This is a genomic window from Phycicoccus ginsengisoli (assembly GCF_054779295.1).
In genome coordinates, this window is record NZ_BAAGYN010000001.1 from 367,609 (window position 1) to 386,779 (window position 19,171).

A 19,171-nucleotide genomic window follows, 5' to 3' on the forward strand; every position below is an offset into this window, starting at 1 on the left:
CCGGACACTCGACGCATGGCCACGACGACCACGCCCCGCACGGCGATCTCCGATGTCCCCGGCGGCGAGCACCCTGCCGGTTCCGGCGAGCACCTCGCCGGTGCCGCTGAGCACCTTGCTGGTGCCACTGGCGAGACGAGCGGTGTCGTCGTGCGCCTGCTCGACGTGGCCGACGAAGCCGAGGTCGCCGCCGCCCACGCGGCGCGCGTCGCGTCGTGCCGGCACGAACGCCCCTGGGCCAAGACGTGGTCCGTGCGCGAGATGGCGGTGCAGCTGCGGTCCGACAGCACGGTCGAGCGGCTCGAGCCGTACGTCGCCCTCGTCGACGGGCAGGTCGTGGGGATGGCCCTGCTGTGGTTCCCGTTGCTCGACAACACGCAGTTCACCTGGGGCGAGGTCGACGTCGACCCGCGGTGGCGCGGGCACGGGGCCGGCACGGCCCTGGCTGAGCGCATCGCCGAGCGCACCCGCGCAGAGGGGCGCCGGACGGTGCTGGTCGAGGTCAACGTCCCCGACGGCCGGCGCGGGGACCACCCCTACGTCCGGTTCGCGGAGCGGCACGGGTACTCCTACGCGAACACCGAGGTGCGCCGCATCCTCGACCTGCCGCTCGACCCCACGCGGCTGGAGGCGCTCGCGGCCGACGCGGCCACGCACCACGAGGGCTACCGGGTCGAGTCCTTCCTCGGCAGCCTGCCGCAGGAGCTGCGCGAGTCGTACTGCGCCTGCTGGAACCAGCTCGCCGTCGACGCCCCGACCGGGGAGATCGACTTCGAGGAGGAGGCGCTGAGCCCCCAGACCTACGCCGAAGAGCTGGGCCGGATGGAGCAGCAGGGACGGACCATGCTGCACACCGTGGCCATCGCGCCCGGGGGTGACGTCGTGGCGTACAACGACCTCGTGGTCAGCGCCGACGACCCGGAGGAGGTCATGCAGTGGGGCACCCTGGTGCGCCGCGAGCACCGTGGCCACCGGCTCGGCATGGCGGTCAAGGTCCGCGGGCTGCAGGAGCTCGCCCGTGTCGCGCCCCTGGCCCGGCGGATCCAGACCTGCAACGCCGAGCAGAACGCGCACATGGTCGGCGTCAACGTCGAGCTCGGCTTCCGCACGGTCGAGGTGCTCCTGTCCTACCAGCGCCACCTCCACGCCTGACCGACCCGGCCGCGGGCCGAAGTCTGGGACTTCGGCCCAGCGACCGGGTCCGGCCGCCGAAGTCTGGGACTTCGGCCCAGCGACCGGGTCCGGCCGCCGAAGTCTGGGACTTCGGCGGCCAGACCGGAGGGGCGCAGGAGCGACCGACCGTCAGGAGGGACGGACCGGGCACGCGCGTCCCGCGCCCACGGCATACGGTGGGCGCATGCTCGTCGCCTTCTCCGTCGCCCCGTCCGTCGCCGCCGACTCCACCGGCTCGGTGAGCGAGGCGGTCGCCGCCGCCGTCGCGGTCGTCCGCGCGTCGGGCCTGCCGCACCGCACCGACTCGATGTTCACGACCGTCGAGGGGGAGTGGGACGAGTGCATGGCCGTGGTCAAGGGCGCCGTCGACGCCGTGGCCGCGTTCGGGCCGCGCGTCAGCCTCGTGCTCAAGGCCGACATCCGCGAGGGGTATGCCGGGGAGCTCACCGGCAAGCTCGAGCGGCTCGAGGCCGCCATCGAGCAGCGCGGCTGACGCAGGGCGAGCGACGGTCCGCCGCCGGTCCGCCGCCATCCGACCGGCTCCCTGCCCGCGGATGATCCTTCCCCTCACGGCTGGGCGGCCGGAAATCGTTGCCGGAATGTAGTCCCACGCCGCAGGAAGCCACCCTAGGGTCGGGCCGGTAAGGCGTTCGGCACCGGGGAGGACGACGACAGCATGTGGGCGGCAATCCGCTACCGCCGGGCACAGGCGCTCGTGCTCGTCCTGCTGTCGGCGCTCATCGCGACCTGTGCGGTCGTCGCCCCGCTGTACCAGCGGGCGCTGGGCCAGGCGCAGCTCAAGCAGGCCGTCGGCGACGCGTCCGCCGTCGACACGGCCCTCACGGTGCGTGCCGGGCGCAACCCGGCGAACCCCGACTTCGGCAGCCGTGACCTCGAGGGGAACGTCCAGCCGGGCCTGAGGCGGCTCTACTCCGCCGGCATCGGGCAGGTGTCGCAGCCGTTCGACATCATCCCCCGCAAGGGGCTCAAGCCCTCGCCGGTGACGATCCTGTCGCGTGACGGCAGCTGCGAGCACCTGCGCCTCACCGTGGGCCGGTGCCCCGCCGCCGCGGACGAGGTCCTCGTGTCGGCCAAGGACCTCGCGACCTGGAAGTGGCCGGTGGGGAAGGCGTTCACGCCGCAGCCGGCCATCCCAGGGTCCGACACGGCGAAGGGCCCCGCCTTCGCCGACCTCGTGATCGTGGGCGCGTACGAGGTCGTCCCCGACGCCGACTACTGGATGACCGAGCAGCTCGACGGCAAGTCCGGGACGCTGCTCACGATCGGGCAGGACCTCATCCCGGCCGTCGACGACTTCGTGACCACCGAGGAGACGTTCGACCCCCGCTGGCGGACCGCCCAGGTGAGCCTGACCCTTCCCCTGAACCGAGAGCTGTTCACGCTCGGCAACCTCGACGAGGTGCAGCGGATCCTGGCCGACCGCATGACCCGGACCGGCGGGGTGCCCGGCGCCCTGGTCACGACCCAGCTGCCGGAGCTCATCGACGGCCTGCGGGTCGGCCAGTCCCGGCTGCGGGTGATCGTGCCGCTCCTCATGGCCCAGCTCGGCCTCCTGGCGGCCGCGATCCTGCTCCTGGTGGCCCAGGCCGCGGTCGAGCAGCGCCGGCCGGAGGTGGCGCTCGCCCGGCTGCGGGGCCGCAGCCGCGAGGGCGCCGGCCGCCTGGTCATGGGCGAGCTGGCGCTCACCACGGCGCTCGGACTGCCACTCGGCTTCGGCCTCGCCCTCCTCCTCACGAGCGCGGCCCGGTGGTTCGTGCTCCCCGACGGGGTGCCGTTCGAGGTGCCCTGGCAGGCGTTCGCGGCGCTGGCGGTCGCCGCGGTGGCCTGCGCTGTCGCGATCTGGCTCGCCGCCAGGCCGGTCCAGCGGCTGACCGTCTCCTCGCTCCTGCGGCGAGTGGCGCCCGAGCGGTCGCGGGCCGTCGGGGTCGTGGACGTCCTCGCCGTCGCCCTGGCCGTCTTCGGGGTCATCGGGCTGGCGACCGGCACGCTCGAGGGCCCGCTGGCGCTGCTCACCCCCACCCTGATCGCGCTCGCTGCAGGGCTCGTGGCGACGCGGGTCGTCGTCCCCGTCGCGGGGGCCGCCGGACGCCGCAACCAGCAGCGCGGTCGGGTGGGGCACGCCCTCACGGCATTCGGGCTCGAGCGACGGGCAGGCCCGCGCAAGGTGGTCACGGTTGTCAGCGTCGCCGTGGCCCTCACCGTGTTCGCCGCCAACGCCGTCGCCGTGGGGGACCGGAACTGGCAGGCCCGCGCGGAGATGCAGGCCGGGGCGCCCATGACCCTGGTCACCGACAGCCGCAACCCGGCCACCCTGCTGGCCGCCGTGCGCAAGGCCGACCCCACCGGGCAGCGGGCGACGCCCGTCGCCGTCATCCGCAGGGTGGACGCGGGCTCCACGGCCACCCTGGCGGTCGTCTCCCGGTCGCTCGACCCCGTCGCCTTCGCACCACCGGGCACCCCCTATCGCACCGGCGCCCTCGCACCCCCCGACGTCCCGACCGTGCAGCTGCGAGGCGATCGAGTGACCGGCCGGATCTCGTGGGACCTGCAGACGCCGGCCGGCCAGACGGTGGAACCACCCACCGGCCAGTCGGGCGCTCCGAGGCCACCGGTGACGGTGAAGCCGCTCGGTGAGCCGTCGGAGCTGCGCGTCTCGGTCACCACGGCCACCGGCGAGCGCCTCACCCGGGTCATCGCCCAGGTGCCCCTGTCGGGCAAGGGATCGGCGCGGCTCGACGCGCCCCTGCTCTGCCCGGACGGCTGCCGGCTCGACGGCCTCGAGTTCCGCAAGACCGACCCGCTGGCGTCGCAGGTGCAGGGGACTCTCACCATCTCCGGGCTCGGCCTCGACGGCCGTTCGCTCCGGCTCGGCGACCCCTCGCGGTGGAACGCCTTCGTCCCGCCCTCCGACAACACCCCCGACCGCATGGAGCTGCGCACGGGCGGCCCGGACGCGCTCGTCCTGGACCTGATCAACAGCGGCTTCTCCGTGGGGATCACCTACGCCGACGTGCCGCCCGTCGTCCCCGGCCTGCTCGCAGGCGACGTGCCGCCCGGCGGCACGGCCGAGTCCTTCGACGCGGCGGGCCTCAACGGGGCCCCGATCCGCGTGGCCTCGACCCAGAGGGTCGACACGCTGCCGCTGCTCGGCGCCAAGGGAGTGCTCGTCGACTACGAGACGCTCGCCCGGCTCGGTGGTCAGCTCGCCGACACCGGGACGCTGGCGGTGTGGCTGCGAGACCCCGCCGACGCACGAGCGGTCACCACGGCGCTGGGCGCGCAGGGCGTCGCCGTCATCGGCACCCACCGCTACACCGAGGCCAAGCAGCGCCTCGACCAGGCAGCCTCCGCGCAGGGCCTGCGGCTCGCGGTGTTCACCGGCGCGATGGGCATCCTGCTCGCCGCGCTGGTCGTCATCGTCATGACCGTCACCGGCTGGCGCACGGTCGCCCGCGACATGGCCGCCCTGCACATGTCCGGGCTGCCGCTGCCCGTGCTGCGGCGGGCCCTGGTGCGCGAGCAGGTCGTCCTCGTCGCGGTCGGGTCGCTGGTGGGCCTGGTGTGCGGGGCGCTGAGCTCGGTGCTCGCCATGCCCCTGCTCCCGTTGTTCGACGACGACGGGACGCCGGTGCCACCCCTGCAGCTGGCGCCGGCGCTCGGCCCGGTCCTCGCCAGCGCCGTCGGTGGTGCGCTGGTGCTCGTGGTGGTGGGCTGGCTCGCGGGACGAGGCGCCGGGCGGCGGATCACGCTGCAGAGAGTGAGGGACAGCCTGTGACGGCGACGGCCACCGACCCGGCCATGGAGACCTCGGCCCGGCGCGGGCTGCAGGTCTCGACCCGCGGCCTGGTCCACATCTACCGCGCCGAGGGGCACGACGTCGCCGCCCTGTCGGGCGTCGACCTGGTCGTGCACCCCGGTGAGGTCGTCGGGCTGCTCGGGCCATCGGGGGCGGGCAAGTCGACGCTCCTGACCCTGTTCGGCGGCCTCATGCGGCCCAGCGCCGGGCGGGTCCTCGTCGGCGAGCACGAGCTGTCGACGATGTCCGAGGTGGAGCTCGACGCCTTCCGGGCCGCCGAGGTCGGCCTCGTGCTCCAGGGGGCGGCGCGGAACCTGCTGCCCTACCTCACCGCCCGGCAGAACGTCGAGTTCGCCCAGCGGTCGGCCGTCAAGGCGGGCCGCGAGGTCCCGGCGGTGGGCGAGGTGCTCGAGCTCGTCGGCCTCGACCCTGCCGGCACCGCGCCGCTGCCTTCCCTGCCCCCCGGCCAGCTGCAGCTGGCCGCGCTCGCGGTCGCCCTGGCGAGCCGGCCGGGCCTGCTGCTCGGCGACGAACCCACGAGCCAGCTGCACCACACCTCGCGCGACGTCGTGCTCGACGCCCTGCACCGGGTCAACCGCGAGTGGGGCACGACCATCGTGGTCGTCACCCACGACCCCGAGGTCGCCGCCCGGCTGCCGCGCACGGTGACGATCCGCGACGGCCGGGTGGGCGGGGAGGGCCGGGCCGGTGAGGAGTATGCCGTCGTGGCCGCCGACGGCTCGCTGCCGTTGCCGCCCGCCGCGGTCGCCGCGTTCCCGCCCGGCGCGCTGGTGCGGGTGCACCGCACCGAGGACGGGACGTGGACCCTGGTGCCCGAGGGCGGGCGAGGCCGGCATGGCTGAGCTGCTGACCGGTTCCGGCCTGGACGAGCGCGTCGAGGTGCCACCGCTCGCGCTGTCCGGGGTCACCGTGCGCTACGGGTCGACCGTGGCCGTCGACACGGCGACGTTCGAGGCCTACTCGGGCGAGTTCCTTGCGGTGACCGGGCACTCCGGGGCGGGGAAGTCCTCCCTGCTCTGGGCGATCGCCGGCGCGGTGGGCTTCGAGGGAGGCGTCGTGCTGGGCGGGGACGCGGTCGCGGACCGGGCGGGGGCGGCACGGCTCGGGATCGAGGTCATCCCGCAGGGCAGCGCGCTGGCCCTGCTGCTGTCGGCGCGCGAGAACGTCGAGCTGCCGCTGCTCGCCAAGGGACTGGCTGCCCGGGAGGCACGGCACCGGGCCGAGGCCGCGCTCGCGGCGGTCGGGCTCGAGGAGTCGGGCAGCCACCTCGCCGAGGAGCTGAGCGGCGGCCAGCAGCAACGGGTGGCGGTCGCGCGCGGCCTGGCCCTGCGCGGACGGGTGCTGCTCGCCGACGAGCCGACCAGCGAGCTCGACCACGACAACCGCGAGCGCGTTCTGGGGCTCCTGCGCGCCGAGGCGGACCGTGGCGCGATCGTCGTCATGGCCACCCACGACCCCGAGGCGGCACAGCAGGCCGACGGCGAGCTGCGACTCGACGACGGACGCTGTGAGACGGTCCGCCTGCCGCGCTGACCCGCGCACTAGCCTTCCACCGTGCCCAAGCCCATCCGCCTGCCCTTCGACCCGATCACCCGGGCGGCGCAGCTGTGGACCCGGCGCTGGGGGCGGTCGTCCCAGCCGGTGGCGATGGCCAGCGCGACCTCGATCATGCGGGTGCAGCAGCTGCTCATCACCGACTACGACGCCGTCTGCGCCAGGCACGGCCTCAGCTTCGCTCGCTACGAGGCGCTCGTGCTGCTCGCGTTCAGCCGCGACGGCCGGCTCGGCATGAGCAAGATCGGCCAGCGGCTCATGGTCCACCCCACGAGCGCCACGAACATCGTGCAGCGCCTGCACGCGCAGGGCTTCGTCGAGCGGGTGCCGAACCCGGACGACGGCCGTGGCACGCTCGCCGTGATCACCCCGGCCGGGCGCGACGCCATGGAGGCGGCGACGGCCGACCTCGTCGGGATGCGGTTCGGCCTCGGCATGCTCACCGCGGCCGAGCACGAGCAGCTCTTCGAGCTGCTGCGCAAGGTCCGCGTCGGCGCGGCCGACTTCGACGCCTGACCCAGCCCCCCGGCATACCCCCTCTGCAAAACAACGGTTGCGCGGCAAACCACGGGTAGCTGTCCCGCGGGTCGTCGAGCAACCGTTGTTTTGCCGGGGGCGGGTGAGGGGCAGGAGGGGCCGGGACGGGCCGTGTTGGCGATTACTAGGACGTCCTAGTAAATTGCGCGGTATGACGCAGACCACTCCCGAGCAGTCCGGGGCCGACCGCTGGCAGGCCCGCTACGACGCCGCGCAGGCCAAGGGCCAGGTGCGCGACGCCGACTTCACGACGCTGTCCGGGATGCAGGTCGACCCGGTCTACGGCCCGGCCGACGGCAGCGAGGTGCCGGAGTCGATCGGGTGGCCGGGTGAGTTCCCCTTCACCCGCGGCCTGTACCCGACCGGCTACCGCGGCCGCACGTGGACGATCCGGCAGTTCGCCGGCTTCGGCAACGCTGTGCAGACCAACGAGCGCTACAAGATGATCCTCGAGGGGGGTGGCGGCGGCCTCTCGGTGGCGTTCGACATGCCCACGCTCATGGGCCGCGACTCCGACGACCCGATGAGCCTCGGCGAGGTCGGCCACTGCGGGGTCGCCATCGACTCGGCCGCCGACATGGAGGTCCTGTTCCACGAGCTGCCGCTCGAGGACATCACCACCTCGATGACGATCAGCGGCCCGGCCGTGCCCGTCTTCTGCATGTACCTCGTCGCCGCCGAGCGCCAGGGCGTCGACCCCGGCGTCCTCAACGGCACGCTGCAGACCGACATCTTCAAGGAGTACATCGCCCAGAAGGAGTGGCTCTTCGCGCCCGAGCCGCACCTGCGCCTGATCGGCGACCTGATGGAGTACTGCGCCGAGAAGATCCCGGCCTACAAGCCGCTGTCGGTGTCCGGCTACCACATCCGCGAGGCCGGCTCCACGGCCGCGCAGGAGCTCGCGTTCACCCTCGCCGACGGATTCGGCTACGTCGAGCTGGGCCTGTCCCGCGGCCTCGACATCGAGACCTTCGCGCCCGGCCTGTCGTTCTTCTTCGACAGCCACGTCGACTTCTTCGAGGAGATCGCCAAGTTCCGGGCCGCCCGCCGCATCTGGGCCCGGTGGATGCGCGACGTCTACGGCGCGAAGACCGACAAGGCGCAGTGGCTGCGGTTCCACACGCAGACGGCCGGTGTGTCCCTGACGGCCCAGCAGCCGTACAACAACGTCGTCCGCACCGCCGTCGAGGCGCTCGCGGCCGTGCTCGGCGGCACCAACAGCCTGCACACCAATGCGCTCGACGAGACCCTCGCCCTGCCGACCGAGCAGGCCGCCGAGATCGCCCTGCGCACCCAGCAGGTGATCATGGACGAGACCGGCGTGGTCAACGTCGCCGACCCGCTCGGCGGCAGCTGGTACGTCGAGGCGCTGACCGACCGGATCGAGGCCGAGGCCGAGGCGATCTTCGACCGCATCCTCAGCCTCGGCGGCAGCGACCTGACCTCCAGGGACACCGAGCAGCTCGCCGCCGTCATGCGCGAGAACACCGGCCAGGCCGACGGCGCCCGGTGGCCGATGACGCGCGGGATCCTGCGCGGCATCGAGGAGGGCTGGTTCATGTCCGAGATCGCCGAGGCGGCGTTCCAGTACCAGGTCGCGCTCGAGAAGGGCGACAAGAAGGTCGTCGGTGTCAACACCCACACCGGGAGCGTCAGCCACCAGCTGGAGATCCTGCGCGTCAGCCACGAGGTCGAGCGCGAGCAGGTCGCGGTGCTCGCCGAACGCAAGGCGGGCCGCGACGAGGCAGCCGTGACTGCTGCGGTCGCCCACATGGTCGAGGTCAGCCGCACCACCGAGAACATGCTCCCCGCGATGCTCGACGCCGTGCGCGCCGAGGCCACCCTGGGCGAGATCTGCGACGCGCTGCGCGAGGAGTGGGGCGTCTACCGGGAGCCGGCCCGCTTCTGAGCCACGAGGCCGCCGAGGCGGCGGTATGCCGGGTGCCTCAGTCGGCCGCGGCAGCCGCCGCCTGCTTCTGGGCGCGGTGCAGCCGGGCCCACGCGACGTCGGCGAGCAGCTCGATGAGCGCGTCGACGAAGGCGGCATCGGGCACACCGGTCACGAGCGCGCGGTGCATGACCGAGCCGACGACGACGTCGGCGAGCAGGTCGACGTCGACCATCTCCGGACGGATCTCCCCGCGCCGGATGGCCCGCTCGACGGAGGTCGCCACCACGGCGTGCAGCCGCGTGGAGAGCGACTCGCGCACCTGCACGCCGACCCCCTCCGGGTCGCGGGCCGACTCGGCCAGCAGCGCGGCATACGCCCCACCGGTGGAGGGGTCGCGCAGCAGCTGGGCCGCCTCCTCGATGCCGGCGCGCATGTCGGCGGCGAGCGAGCCGTGGTCGCCGACCTCGATCTCGTCGAAGCGGACGGCGACGGCGTGGACGGCGAGCTCGACCTTCGACGGCCAGCGGCGGTAGAGCGTGCTCTTGGCCACGCCCGCCTTGGCCGCGACGAGCTCCATCGACATCCGGGACACGCCCTTGGCGGCGAGGACCTCGCGCGCGGCAGCGGTGATGGCCTGCTCGGTCGCCTCCTCGCGGGGCCGGCCGGGGCGCCTGGCCCGTCCGTGTCGGGTTGGTCCGGTCACCTCGGCGATCATGCCACTGATGCCGGTGGTGACGGTCCGGGGAACGGCCCGAGGATTTGTCCTCGCCGGGGGCGGTGGGTCATGGTGGACGGAACTGCCGGCTGCGGTCCCCCTTCCCGCGCCGGCCCGCCCACGTAAGGAATCCGTACTGTGTCGATCCTGGCCAAACGCGCCGTCCTGGCCGTGCTGACCGGAATCGGGCTCGTGCTGCTCGTGCTCGGGGCGTGGTTCACCTCACACCTCGGCACGTCCGGCAGCGCGACCTTCCGCGCGGCCCCCGGTACCGGTGTCGTCGTGCTCGAGCCCGGTGTCCTCAACCGCGTCGACGACCCCGTGGACGTCACCGCCACCACCAAGGACGGCGGGCAGGTCTGGATCGGGCGGACCACACCCTCCGATGCGCGGGCCGTCATCGGCGGCGCGCGGCACACCACGATCACCGGCGCCACGGTGCGGACGTGGTCCCTCGACCGCACCACGACCGGCAGCGGCGCGCCCGCCGGGGACCTCGCGGGGGCCGACGTGTGGCGCCAGGTCGTGACCGGCACGGGGAGTGCGCACGTCCAGGTCGACCAGGGTGACGCCCCCGAGGCGCTGGTCGTCACCAGCCCGGCCGGCGGCACCATCACGTCGGTCACGGTGACGGTCAGCCGCGGCACCTGGTTCGCCCAGAGCCTGCTGGTCACGCTCGTCGGCCTCATCCTCGCTGCCGTCGGCGTCGCGGGCCTGCTCGGCAGCCGCCGCCGCGACCACGCGGCTCCGGCGGCCGACACCCCTGCACCCGACCCCGCCACGGAGGTGACGGCATGACCACCACCCCAAAGATCCTGGCCGCGGCCACCCTCGCGCTGGCCCTTGCCGGCTGCGGCACCGCCGAGGCCGTCGTGGGCCTGCACGACGCGCCGGCGCAGGTCACCACGACCGCCCCCATGGCCCCCGACACGGCCGAGCAGATCGCCACCCGGGTCCTCGACCGCGCCGACGAGGCCTCGAGGGCCAGCGGCGCCGAGGCCAAGGCGCTGCGCAAGGAGGCCCTCACCGGCAGCGCGCTCGCCGTCGCCGAGGCCGCGGCGACGAGCGACGACGGCTCCTCGGCGGCCGGCGCCCCACTCACCCGCACCACGCCGCCCAAGGTGCTCGCGGTCTCCCGCGGCACCGCCTGGCCGCGGGTGATGGTCGTGCAGACCGCCGCGAAGGACGGGGGCGCCGAGCTCAACCTGCTCACCTCGCCCGACGCGACGACGCCGTTCAAGCTCGAGTCGTCGGCCAGGATGCACCCCGGCGCCACGGTCGCCGCCCTGGACTCGCTGCGCAGCGGCTCGCCGCTCGTGACCGACGGAGCGGGCCTGCCCGTCGCGCCGGACAAGCTGCTGCAGGAGTATGCCGGGGCGCTCGCCTACCCCAACGCGTCACCCGCCGCCGACGTCGCCACGGACGACCCCTTCGCCCTGGCCGTGCGGGCCAACGCGGCGGCGCAGGCGAAGTCGTTCGGCAAGCTCGCCACGCTGACCCAGAAGCACGCGCCGCAGCCGGGCCCGGTCGCGATCCGGCTCCGGGACGGCGGAGCGCTGGTGTTCGGCCTGATGCAGCGCACCGACACGATCACCCTGGCCAAGGGGGGCAAGTCGCTGACGCCGAGCGCCGACGTCCAGAAGCTGGTGGGCAAGAAGACGCTGACGAAGAGCGCCCAGCTGCAGACGTACGAGATGGTGGTCTTCACCGTGCCGCCCGAGGGCAAGGCCACCATGGTCGCCGTCGACGAGGTGCTCTCCTCGGCCAAGGGGTCCTGACCCCCGGCCCGTCACCCCCGGCCCCGTCGCCGCCATGGTGACGGGGTGGCTGGGCGGTCCCCGGGCGGGTGCGGAAGAATCCTCACCATGACTGAGCAGCCGAACCCCGGGGGCGTGCGAGGAGCGGTGGACCTGTCGGGTCTGCAGAGCGCAGCGGCCCCTGCCGCGCCGACCTCCCCGTCGTCCCCGACCGCGCCGGGCACCTCCTCGGCGGCCTCGACCCCCGGTGTGCCGGGCCGCAGCGGAGTCGTCGTCGAGGGCACCGACGCGAACTTCCAGGAGATCGCGAACGCCTCCGTCAGCGTGCCCCTGCTGCTCGTGCTCTGGGCGGCCCGGCTGCCGGAGTCGCGTGCCTACCTCGACACCGTCGTCTCCGTGGCCGGCTCGTACGAGGGCCGGTTCCAGGTCGTGTCGGTCGACGTCGAGGCGAACCCGACGCTGCTGCGGGCGTTCCAGGTGCAGAGCGTGCCCGTGACCATGGGGATGGTCCAGGGCCAGCCGGTGCCGATGTTCGCCGGCGTGCAGGCCGAAGCCACGCTGCGCCAGGTGCTCGACGAGTTCCTCGGCCTTGCGGTCCAGCACGGGGTCGCCGGGCGGGTGGACGTCGCCACGGTCTCGGCCGGCGATGAGGACGGTGAGGAGGCGCCGCTGCCCCCGCTGCACCAGGAGGCCTACGACGCCATCGAGCGGGGCGACCTGGAGGCTGCCGCGGCGGCCTACGCCTCGGCCCTCAAGCAGGACCCGGCCGACGCGGACGCCGAGCTCGGGCTCGCCCAGGTCGGCCTCATGCAGCGGACCCAGGGGGCCGACCTGCAGACCGCCCGCGCAGCAGCGGCCGAGCACCCGCAGGACGTGGCCGCCCAGACGCTCGTGGCCGACCTCGACGTCCTCGGCGGCCACGTCGAGGACGCCTTCCTGCGGCTCATCGACCTGGTCCGCGCCACGAGCGGGGACGAGCGCGAGGCGGCGCGGGCCCACCTGCTCGAGCTGTTCGCGGTCGTCGGCTCGCACGACGAGCGGGTGCGCAAGGCGCGCACTGCCCTCATGTCCGCCCTGTTCTGACGCTCAAGGGCTCCGCGGGGCGGTCACCCGGCGCAGGGAAGGCTCCGGGCTGCACTTTCGGCATCAGCGGTCAGCCGCGATCATGGGGCGCATGCCGACCCCACGTGACCACCTCATCGGACTGCTGCTCGGCGCCGAGGGCGACTGGCCGGCCGCGTTCGAGTCCCTCGTCCAGCGCCTGGGCCCCGTGACCGGACCCGACGGCGCGCAGCACCGGATCGCCACCGAGCGGGTGACCATCGAGCCGTTCAACCTGCGCGACAAGCCGCGGCACGACCTGGTCATCGACCGGCTCGCGCACTGGTACTACCACCCGCGCGAGTGGCTCAAGAAGGTCGCGCTCATGGACGACGTGTACCTGCTCAACAGCCCGTTCACGTTCCAGTCCATGGAGAAGCACTCGGCCTACTGCGCCCTGCTGCGGCTCGGGATGAACGTCCCGGAGACGGTGCTCGTCCCGTACAAGAACCCCATCGACAACGTGCGCTGGGCCTACACGTCGGCGCGGTACAACAAGTCCTTCGACCTCGACGAGATCGCCGAGGAGCTCGGGTACCCGATGTTCATGAAGCCGTTCGACGGCGGGGCGTGGCGCGGTGTCTCGATGATCAGGGACCGAGACGACCTGCACGCCGCCTACAACGACTCCGGCGAGATGCTCATGCACCTGCAGAAGGCGGTCGACGGCTTCGAGGTCTTCGCGCGGGCGCTGACCATCGGGCCGGAGACGATGGTGATGAAGTTCCGCCCCGACGAGCCCATGCACGAGCGGTATGCCGTGGAGCACGGCTTCCTCTCCGAGGCGGTGGGCAGCGAGGCGATCACCATCGCGCAGACGGTGAACTCGTTCTTCCGGTGGGAGTTCAACTCGTGCGAGATGCTCGTCAAGGACGGGGTGGTCTACCCCATCGACTACGCGAACGCCTGCCCCGACGTGGCCGTCACGTCGCTGCACTACTACTTCCCGTGGGCGATGAAGGCGCTGCTCAAGTGGTCGGTGTTCTGCGTGGCCACGGACCGCAGGGCGCGGACCCAGGTCGACACCGACCCGTGGTTCGCGGTGGCGGACGACCCGGACCTGGCCTACCAGGGCAAGCTCGCGGCCTACCAGCGGCTCGCGGACCAGTACTTCGAGACCGAGCGGTACCGGGAGTTCTGCGACGCCTCGCTCGGGCACGTGGACGAGCTGGTGCTGGAGTGGGTCGACTCGGACGAGTTCCGGTCGCTGGTGACGAGCACGATCCAGCAGACCTACCCGCCGCACGAGTGGGAGCGGTTCGAGGGGCACTTCGGCGGCCTCACCCGCCTGTGGGTGGGCGACGAGCGCTCGCGGCTCGGGTCCGGTGCGTCCCGGGCCGACGAGGCGGTGGTGGGCGGCCCCGCGCCGGCCGTGTCACCGGCTGCTGACGGCTGACCGTGGTCGCCGGTGGTCCTCGCCTGGCGGGAACGCGTGACGGCCCGGACACCGTGGTGGTGTCCGGGCCGTCGTCGCGCTGGAACCGCTGGAGCCGGTGGCTCAGCAGGCGCTGCACTCCTGCGGCACCTGGTGGCGCCGCGCCTCCGGCGTCATCAGACGGGGGCGGCGCAGTCCTCGCAGCTGGTCGAGCGTCGCGAGGTTGGGGCCATGGTCACCGGAGGGCGGGAAGGTGGAAGGACGGGTCACGGGTCGGGAGCTCTGGCGCGTCGTCATGTCCCCTACAACGGAGCACCCCTCCGTTTAATTCCGGAGGAGCCCTCCGAATTCGCCGCTGTCGTCGACTCGCGCGGCGGACACCCGTGACACTGGCGTGCCGGACCAAGGACACCACGAAGGTGTGCAGGGGCACAGCAGGCGCGCGCACTATGCGTTGCCCCACCACCCGGGGCAACGCATAGTGCGCGCCGCGCCTGTCTCCGCTCTGCGCTGCCCCACGGACCGGGGCAACGCAGAGCGGGCGTGCGGCGACCTCGCGCCGGAACCGACCAGGCCGGATGCGGCCCCGGCGGGACGGACTCCGCGTCCACAGGCGCCGGTCTCGCGAGCGCCGCGTCCACAACTCCTCGGGCCGTCGCCGCGGACCGCGGGCAGGCGCGGCACCGTGGGCGCATGGACCCGGAGGACCTCGCGGCCGAGATCTCACGACAGGTGCGACTGACGCGGGCACGGCGCGTGCTGTCCCAGCGCGAGCTGGCGCGCGAGGCGGGGGTGTCCAAGTCGCTGGTGGGCAGGATCGAGGCCGCGGACCTCCCTGCAGCGGTCCACGCGTGGCTGGCCGCCCTGCCCGGGCTGGGCGTCACCCTCAGTGTGGGCGCGCGACCCGACGACGCCGAGGGTGAACCCCACGACGGCGAGGGCGCGTCACCCGACGGCACCGAGCGCACGGGAACCGCGGGCGCCGAGTGCACGAGACCGCGCGACGCGGTGGTGACGGACCTCGACGCATACCGCGACCTCGCCGGTCGCCGGTTCCCCGCACACCGACGGGTCGAGCCCTTCCAGCTCACCACCTACTGGTGGAGCCGGCACGCCGACCACCCCCTCAGCGCGCCGAACCCGCCGGCTCGCTGGTCCGGGCGCCGGGCCGCAGTCGACCCGGCACCACACGACGCGCTTCAGCCGCCGAGGGCTGCGCCCACCACCTCGCGGGCCTCGGCCTGCACCTGCGCCAGGTGCTCGGGGCCGCGGAACGACTCCGCGTAGATCTTGTAGACGTCCTCGGTGCCCGACGGGCGAGCCGCAAACCAGGCGCTCTCGGTCACCACCTTGAGGCCGCCGATCGCCGCCCCGTTGCCGGGCGCCTCCGTCAGCTTTGCCGTGATCGGCTCGCCGGCCAGGCTGTCCGCGGCGACGTCGCCGGGGGAGAGGGCCGCGAGCTTGGCCTTCTGCTCACGGTTCGCAGGGGCGTCGATGCGCGCGTAGGCGGGGTCGCCGTGCTTGGCGACCAGCTCGCGGTAGTGCTCGCTCGGCGTCCGTCCGGTCGCCGCGAGCACCTCCGAGGCGAGCAGCGCGAGCAGGATGCCGTCCTTGTCCGTCGTCCACGCGCGACCGTCCCGGCGGAGGAACGACGCGCCGGCCGACTCCTCGCCACCGAAGCCGAAGCTGCCGTCGATGAGGCCCGGCACGAACCACTTGAAGCCGACCGGGACCTCGACGAGCCGGCCACCGACGTCCGCCGCCACGCGGTCGATCATCGAGCTCGAGACCAGCGTCTTGCCGATCGCGGCACCTGCGGGCCAGCCGGGGCGCGCCCCTCCGAAGAGGTACTCGATCGCCACGGCGAGGAAGTGGTTCGGGTTCATCAGGCCGGCGTCGGGGGTCACGATCCCGTGGCGGTCGGAGTCCGCGTCGTTCCCGGTGGCGAGGTCGTACTCGTCCTTGCGCGCGATGAGCGACGCCATCGCCGAGGGGGAGGAGCAGTCCATCCGGATCTTGCCGTCCCAGTCCAGCGTCATGAACCGCCAGGTCGGGTCCACGAGCGGGTTCACCACCGTGAGGTCGAGGCCGTGCCGGTCGGCGATCTCACCCCAGTAGGCGACCGACGCGCCGCCCAGGGGGTCGGCGCCGATGCGCACGCCGGCGTCCCGGATCCGGGCGACGTCGACGACATGGGGAAGGTCGTCGACGTACGTGCCCAGGAAGTCGTAGCCCTGCACCGACGCCCGAGCCCGGCTGAACGGCACGCGCCTGACCTCGGCCAGGCCCCCGGCGATGAGCTCGTTGGCCCGGGCCGCGATGACCTTGGTCGCGTCCGAGTCCGCCGGGCCCCCGTGCGGCGGGTTGTACTTGAACCCGCCGTCGCTGGGTGGGTTGTGCGAGGGCGTCACGACGATGCCGTCGGCCAGGCCGCTGCCGGTGGTCCGGCCGTCGTTGGCGCGGATGATGGCGTGCGAGACGGCGGGGGTGGGCGTGTACCCGTCGCGGTCGTCGACCAGCACCGTGACGTCGTTGGCGACGAGGACCTCGAGGGCCGAGGCCCACGCCGGCTCCGACAGCCCGTGCGTGTCGCGTCCGATGAAGAGCGGCCCGTCGTAGCCCTGGGCGCGGCGATAGTCGCAGATCGCCTGCGTGGTCGCGAGGATGTGCGCCTCGTTGAACGCCGTCCGCAGGCTCGACCCCCGGTGGCCGGACGTCCCGAACGCGACCTGCTGGTCGACGTCCTGCGGGTCGGGCTGCAGCGTGTAGTAGGCGGTGACGAGGTGGGGGACGTCGACGAGGTCGGAGGGCTCGGCCGGCTGGCCGGCACGCGGGTCGCTCACGACCACACCTCCGCGCGGGCCGGGGACGCGGACGTCGCGGCCGGCCGGGACGTCTCGACCGGGGCGAGGTAGACGGCGGAGAGCTTGGCCACGGTCACCTCCACGGAGTACGGCTGGCCGTCGGCCGGCACCTCCTGCGCCTCCAGCTCGACGCCGGCCTGGCTGGCCGTGCCGAACTCGTCGAAGCCGCTCGTGTCCAGCACCACCCTCCACCGTCCGGCCCGGGGCACGCCCAGGCGCAGCGGGTCGCGGGAGACGCCGCCGAAGTTCACGGCCACCGCCAGCACGTCGCCCTGCCGGTCGGGGGTCCCGAACCGCAGGTAGCTGTAGGTGTTCCCGGCGTTGTCGTTGGCGTTGAGCCACTCGAAGCCGGCCGAGTCCGAGTCGAGCGCCCACAGCGCGGGGTTCGCCCGGTACACGGTGTTGAGCTCCTTGACCAGGTTGTGCACCCGGTAGTGCGCCGCGTGGTCCAGCAGCCACCAGTCGAGCTCACGCCCGTCGGCCCACTCGGCCTCCTGGGCGAACTCGCTCCCCATGAAGATCAGCTGCTTGCCCGGGTGGCTCCAGATGTAGGCGAGGTAGGCACGCACCGTCGCGAGCTGGTCGTAGCGGCTGCCCGGGACCTTGCGCAGCAGCGATCCCTTGCCGTGGACGACCTCGTCGTGGCTGATCGGCAGCAGGTAGTTCTCGCTGTAGGCGTACATGAGCGAGAAGGTCAGCAGGTTGTGGTGGTACTGCCGGTGGACCGGGTCCTCCTTGAGGTACCGGAGGGAGTCGTTCATCCACCCCATGTTCCACTTGAGGCCGAAGCCGAGGCCGCCGGCGCTGGTGGGCTTGGTGACCCCCGGCCAGGACGTGGACTCCTCGGCGATCATGACGATCCCGGGCACCCGCTTGTATGCCGTGGCGTTGGCCTCCTGGAGCAGGCCCACCGCCTCGAGGTTCTCCCGGCCGCCGTGGACGTTCGGGAGCCACTCCCCGTCGCGGCGCGCGTAGTCGAGGTAGAGCATCGAGGCGACGCCGTCGACGCGCAGGCCGTCGACGTGGAACTCCTCGAACCAGTACACGGCGTTCGCGACGAGGAAGTTGCGCACCTGCTGCCGCCCGAAGTCGAAGATGTACGAGCCCCACTCGGGGTGCCACCCACGGCGGGGGTCCGGGTGCTCGTACAGCGGCAGCCCGTCGAACTGCCCCAACGCCCACGGGTCCGTGGCGAAGTGGCCCGGCACCCAGTCGAGGATGACGCCGATCCCGGCCTGGTGCAGCCGGTCCACCAGGTAGCGGAAGTCGTCCGGCGACCCGAACCGCGCGCTGGGGGCGTAGTAGCTCGTGACGTGGTAGCCCCACGACGGCGGGTAGGGGTGCTCCATGACGGGCATGAACTCGACGTGGGTGAAGCCGAGGTCCCGCGTGTAGTTGACGAGGTGCTCGGCGAGGTCGCGGTACGACTGTCCCTTGCGCCACGAGCCGAGGTGGACCTCGTAGACGCTCATCGGCCCGCGGTGCACGTCGTTCTCGGACCGGTGGCGCAGCCAGGCCTCGTCCTGCCAGTCGTGCCGGGCCCGCTCGACGCGGGAGGCGCGGCCCGGCGGCAGCTCGGTGGCGCGCGCCATGGGGTCGGCCTTCTCCCGGACGCGGCCGTCCGCCCCGCGCACGAGGAACTTGTACAGCGTGCCCTCCCCGACCCCGGGGACGAACAGCTCCCACACGCCCGAGTCGCCGAGCAGCCGCATCGGGTGGCTCCGGTTGTCCCAGCCGTTGAAGTCACCGACGACGTGCACGGCCTGGGCCCGGGGGGCCCAGACGGCGAACGACGTGCCGACCACGGTGCCCATCGGTCCGCCGTACTCGCGGACGTGCGCACCGAGGACGGTCCACAGCTCCTCGTGCCGGCCCTCGCCGATGAGGTACCGGTCGAGCTCGCCCAGCGTCGGGGCGAACCGGTACGGGTCGTCCTGGACGTGCTCGACGCCGTCGCCGTAGGTGACCAGCAGCCGGTAGTCCTGGGTCTGGGTGGCGCCGGGCCGCAGCCCGCGCCACACCCCGTCGGACTCGTGCTCCATGGCGACCTGCTCGCCGTCGGCGAACCGGACCACGACCGAGGCCGCGAACGGCCGGAAGGCCCGGACGACGAGCCCCTCGGGCTCGAGGTGGTGCCCGAGCAGGTCGTGCGGCTGCTGGTGCCGCCCGTCGATGAACGCGCGGATGGCCTCCTCGGGGGTCGCCGGCACGGGCACCGGCTCGGGCTCACGGCGCAGCGGTGGCTCCGTGACCGTGCCGGACGCGGCCGTCCCCGCCGGTTCGGCCGGTGCCTGTGGGGCCGGTGTCGCTGCCGCCGTGCCGGGGTCGTCGGGGTTCTTCGGGTCCTTCTTGTCCTTGCCGAACAT

General features: G+C 73.3%; 15 protein-coding genes. 12 read left to right on the forward strand and 3 right to left on the reverse strand.

The genetic code is table 11. The annotated features are described in order from the left end of the window. Positions 1-15: 15 nt before the first annotated feature. The 7 genes from ACYVDO_RS01685 (at position 16) to ACYVDO_RS01715 (ending at position 9,011) form a co-directional block, all read left to right on the forward strand. Entirely contained in the window at positions 16-1,152 is a 1,137-nt protein-coding gene (locus ACYVDO_RS01685) for a GNAT family N-acetyltransferase (RefSeq protein ID WP_460932373.1), read from the forward strand. 205 nt (positions 1,153-1,357) lie between these two features. After that, complete coding sequence (locus tag ACYVDO_RS01690) at positions 1,358-1,666, forward strand: thiamine-binding protein (protein WP_460932375.1); 309 nt, start codon at positions 1,358-1,360, stop codon at positions 1,664-1,666. Between the two features lie 183 nt (positions 1,667-1,849). Beyond that, the gene (locus tag ACYVDO_RS01695) at positions 1,850-4,969 is read left to right on the forward strand and encodes an FtsX-like permease family protein (RefSeq protein WP_460932377.1); all 3,120 of its coding nucleotides are present in this window, start codon (positions 1,850-1,852) and stop codon (positions 4,967-4,969) included. Beyond that, the gene (locus ACYVDO_RS01700; protein WP_460932379.1) at positions 4,966-5,853 is read left to right on the forward strand and encodes an ABC transporter ATP-binding protein; all 888 of its coding nucleotides are present in this window, start codon (positions 4,966-4,968) and stop codon (positions 5,851-5,853) included. Before ACYVDO_RS01695 ends, ACYVDO_RS01700 begins: the two co-directional genes overlap by 4 nt. Beyond that, positions 5,846-6,544 (forward strand): ABC transporter ATP-binding protein, encoded by a 699-nt coding sequence (locus tag ACYVDO_RS01705; protein WP_460932381.1) that lies wholly within the window; start codon positions 5,846-5,848, stop codon positions 6,542-6,544. The genes ACYVDO_RS01700 and ACYVDO_RS01705 overlap by 8 nt, the downstream gene beginning before the upstream one ends. A gap of 21 nt (positions 6,545-6,565) precedes the next feature. Next, positions 6,566-7,081 carry a MarR family winged helix-turn-helix transcriptional regulator gene (locus ACYVDO_RS01710; RefSeq protein ID WP_460932383.1) on the forward strand — a complete coding sequence of 172 codons (516 nt, stop codon included), beginning with the start codon at positions 6,566-6,568 and terminating at the stop codon, positions 7,079-7,081. Between the two features lie 172 nt (positions 7,082-7,253). Then, positions 7,254-9,011 (forward strand): acyl-CoA mutase large subunit family protein, encoded by a 1,758-nt coding sequence (locus ACYVDO_RS01715; RefSeq protein ID WP_460932385.1) that lies wholly within the window; start codon positions 7,254-7,256, stop codon positions 9,009-9,011. 37 nt (positions 9,012-9,048) lie between these two features. Here ACYVDO_RS01715 and ACYVDO_RS01720 read toward each other — a convergent pair whose 3' ends face one another. Next, positions 9,049-9,696, reverse strand: a complete 648-nt coding sequence (locus ACYVDO_RS01720) for a TetR/AcrR family transcriptional regulator (RefSeq protein ID WP_460932387.1) — start codon at positions 9,694-9,696, stop codon at positions 9,049-9,051. Between the two features lie 150 nt (positions 9,697-9,846). On the opposite strand from ACYVDO_RS01720, the gene ACYVDO_RS01725 reads away from it, so the two are divergent. The 5 genes from ACYVDO_RS01725 (at position 9,847) to ACYVDO_RS01745 (ending at position 15,228) form a co-directional block, all read left to right on the forward strand. Next, the gene (locus tag ACYVDO_RS01725) at positions 9,847-10,506 is read left to right on the forward strand and encodes a hypothetical protein (RefSeq protein ID WP_460932389.1); all 660 of its coding nucleotides are present in this window, start codon (positions 9,847-9,849) and stop codon (positions 10,504-10,506) included. Continuing rightward, complete coding sequence (locus ACYVDO_RS01730; protein WP_460932391.1) at positions 10,503-11,486, forward strand: hypothetical protein; 984 nt, start codon at positions 10,503-10,505, stop codon at positions 11,484-11,486. Before ACYVDO_RS01725 ends, ACYVDO_RS01730 begins: the two co-directional genes overlap by 4 nt. Before the next feature lie 87 nt (positions 11,487-11,573). Continuing rightward, positions 11,574-12,548, forward strand: coding sequence for a tetratricopeptide repeat protein (locus ACYVDO_RS01735; protein ID WP_460932393.1), 975 nt, complete (start codon positions 11,574-11,576; stop codon positions 12,546-12,548). 91 nt (positions 12,549-12,639) lie between these two features. Further along, positions 12,640-13,962: an ATP-grasp domain-containing protein gene (locus ACYVDO_RS01740; RefSeq protein WP_460932395.1), complete on the forward strand. Its 1,323-nt coding sequence runs from the start codon at positions 12,640-12,642 to the stop codon at positions 13,960-13,962. A 672-nt stretch (positions 13,963-14,634) separates the two neighbouring features. Further along, positions 14,635-15,228: a helix-turn-helix domain-containing protein gene (locus ACYVDO_RS01745; RefSeq protein ID WP_460932397.1), complete on the forward strand. Its 594-nt coding sequence runs from the start codon at positions 14,635-14,637 to the stop codon at positions 15,226-15,228. Here the strand turns inward: ACYVDO_RS01745 and pgm are convergent. Further along, the gene (pgm, locus tag ACYVDO_RS01750) at positions 15,141-16,784 is read right to left on the reverse strand and encodes a phosphoglucomutase (alpha-D-glucose-1,6-bisphosphate-dependent) (RefSeq protein WP_460932399.1); all 1,644 of its coding nucleotides are present in this window, start codon (positions 16,782-16,784) and stop codon (positions 15,141-15,143) included. The genes ACYVDO_RS01745 and pgm overlap by 88 nt on opposite strands. Then, positions 16,781-19,171 carry a 1,4-alpha-glucan branching protein GlgB gene (glgB, locus tag ACYVDO_RS01755; RefSeq protein ID WP_460932669.1) on the reverse strand — a complete coding sequence of 797 codons (2,391 nt, stop codon included), beginning with the start codon at positions 19,169-19,171 and terminating at the stop codon, positions 16,781-16,783. Before glgB ends, pgm begins: the two co-directional genes overlap by 4 nt.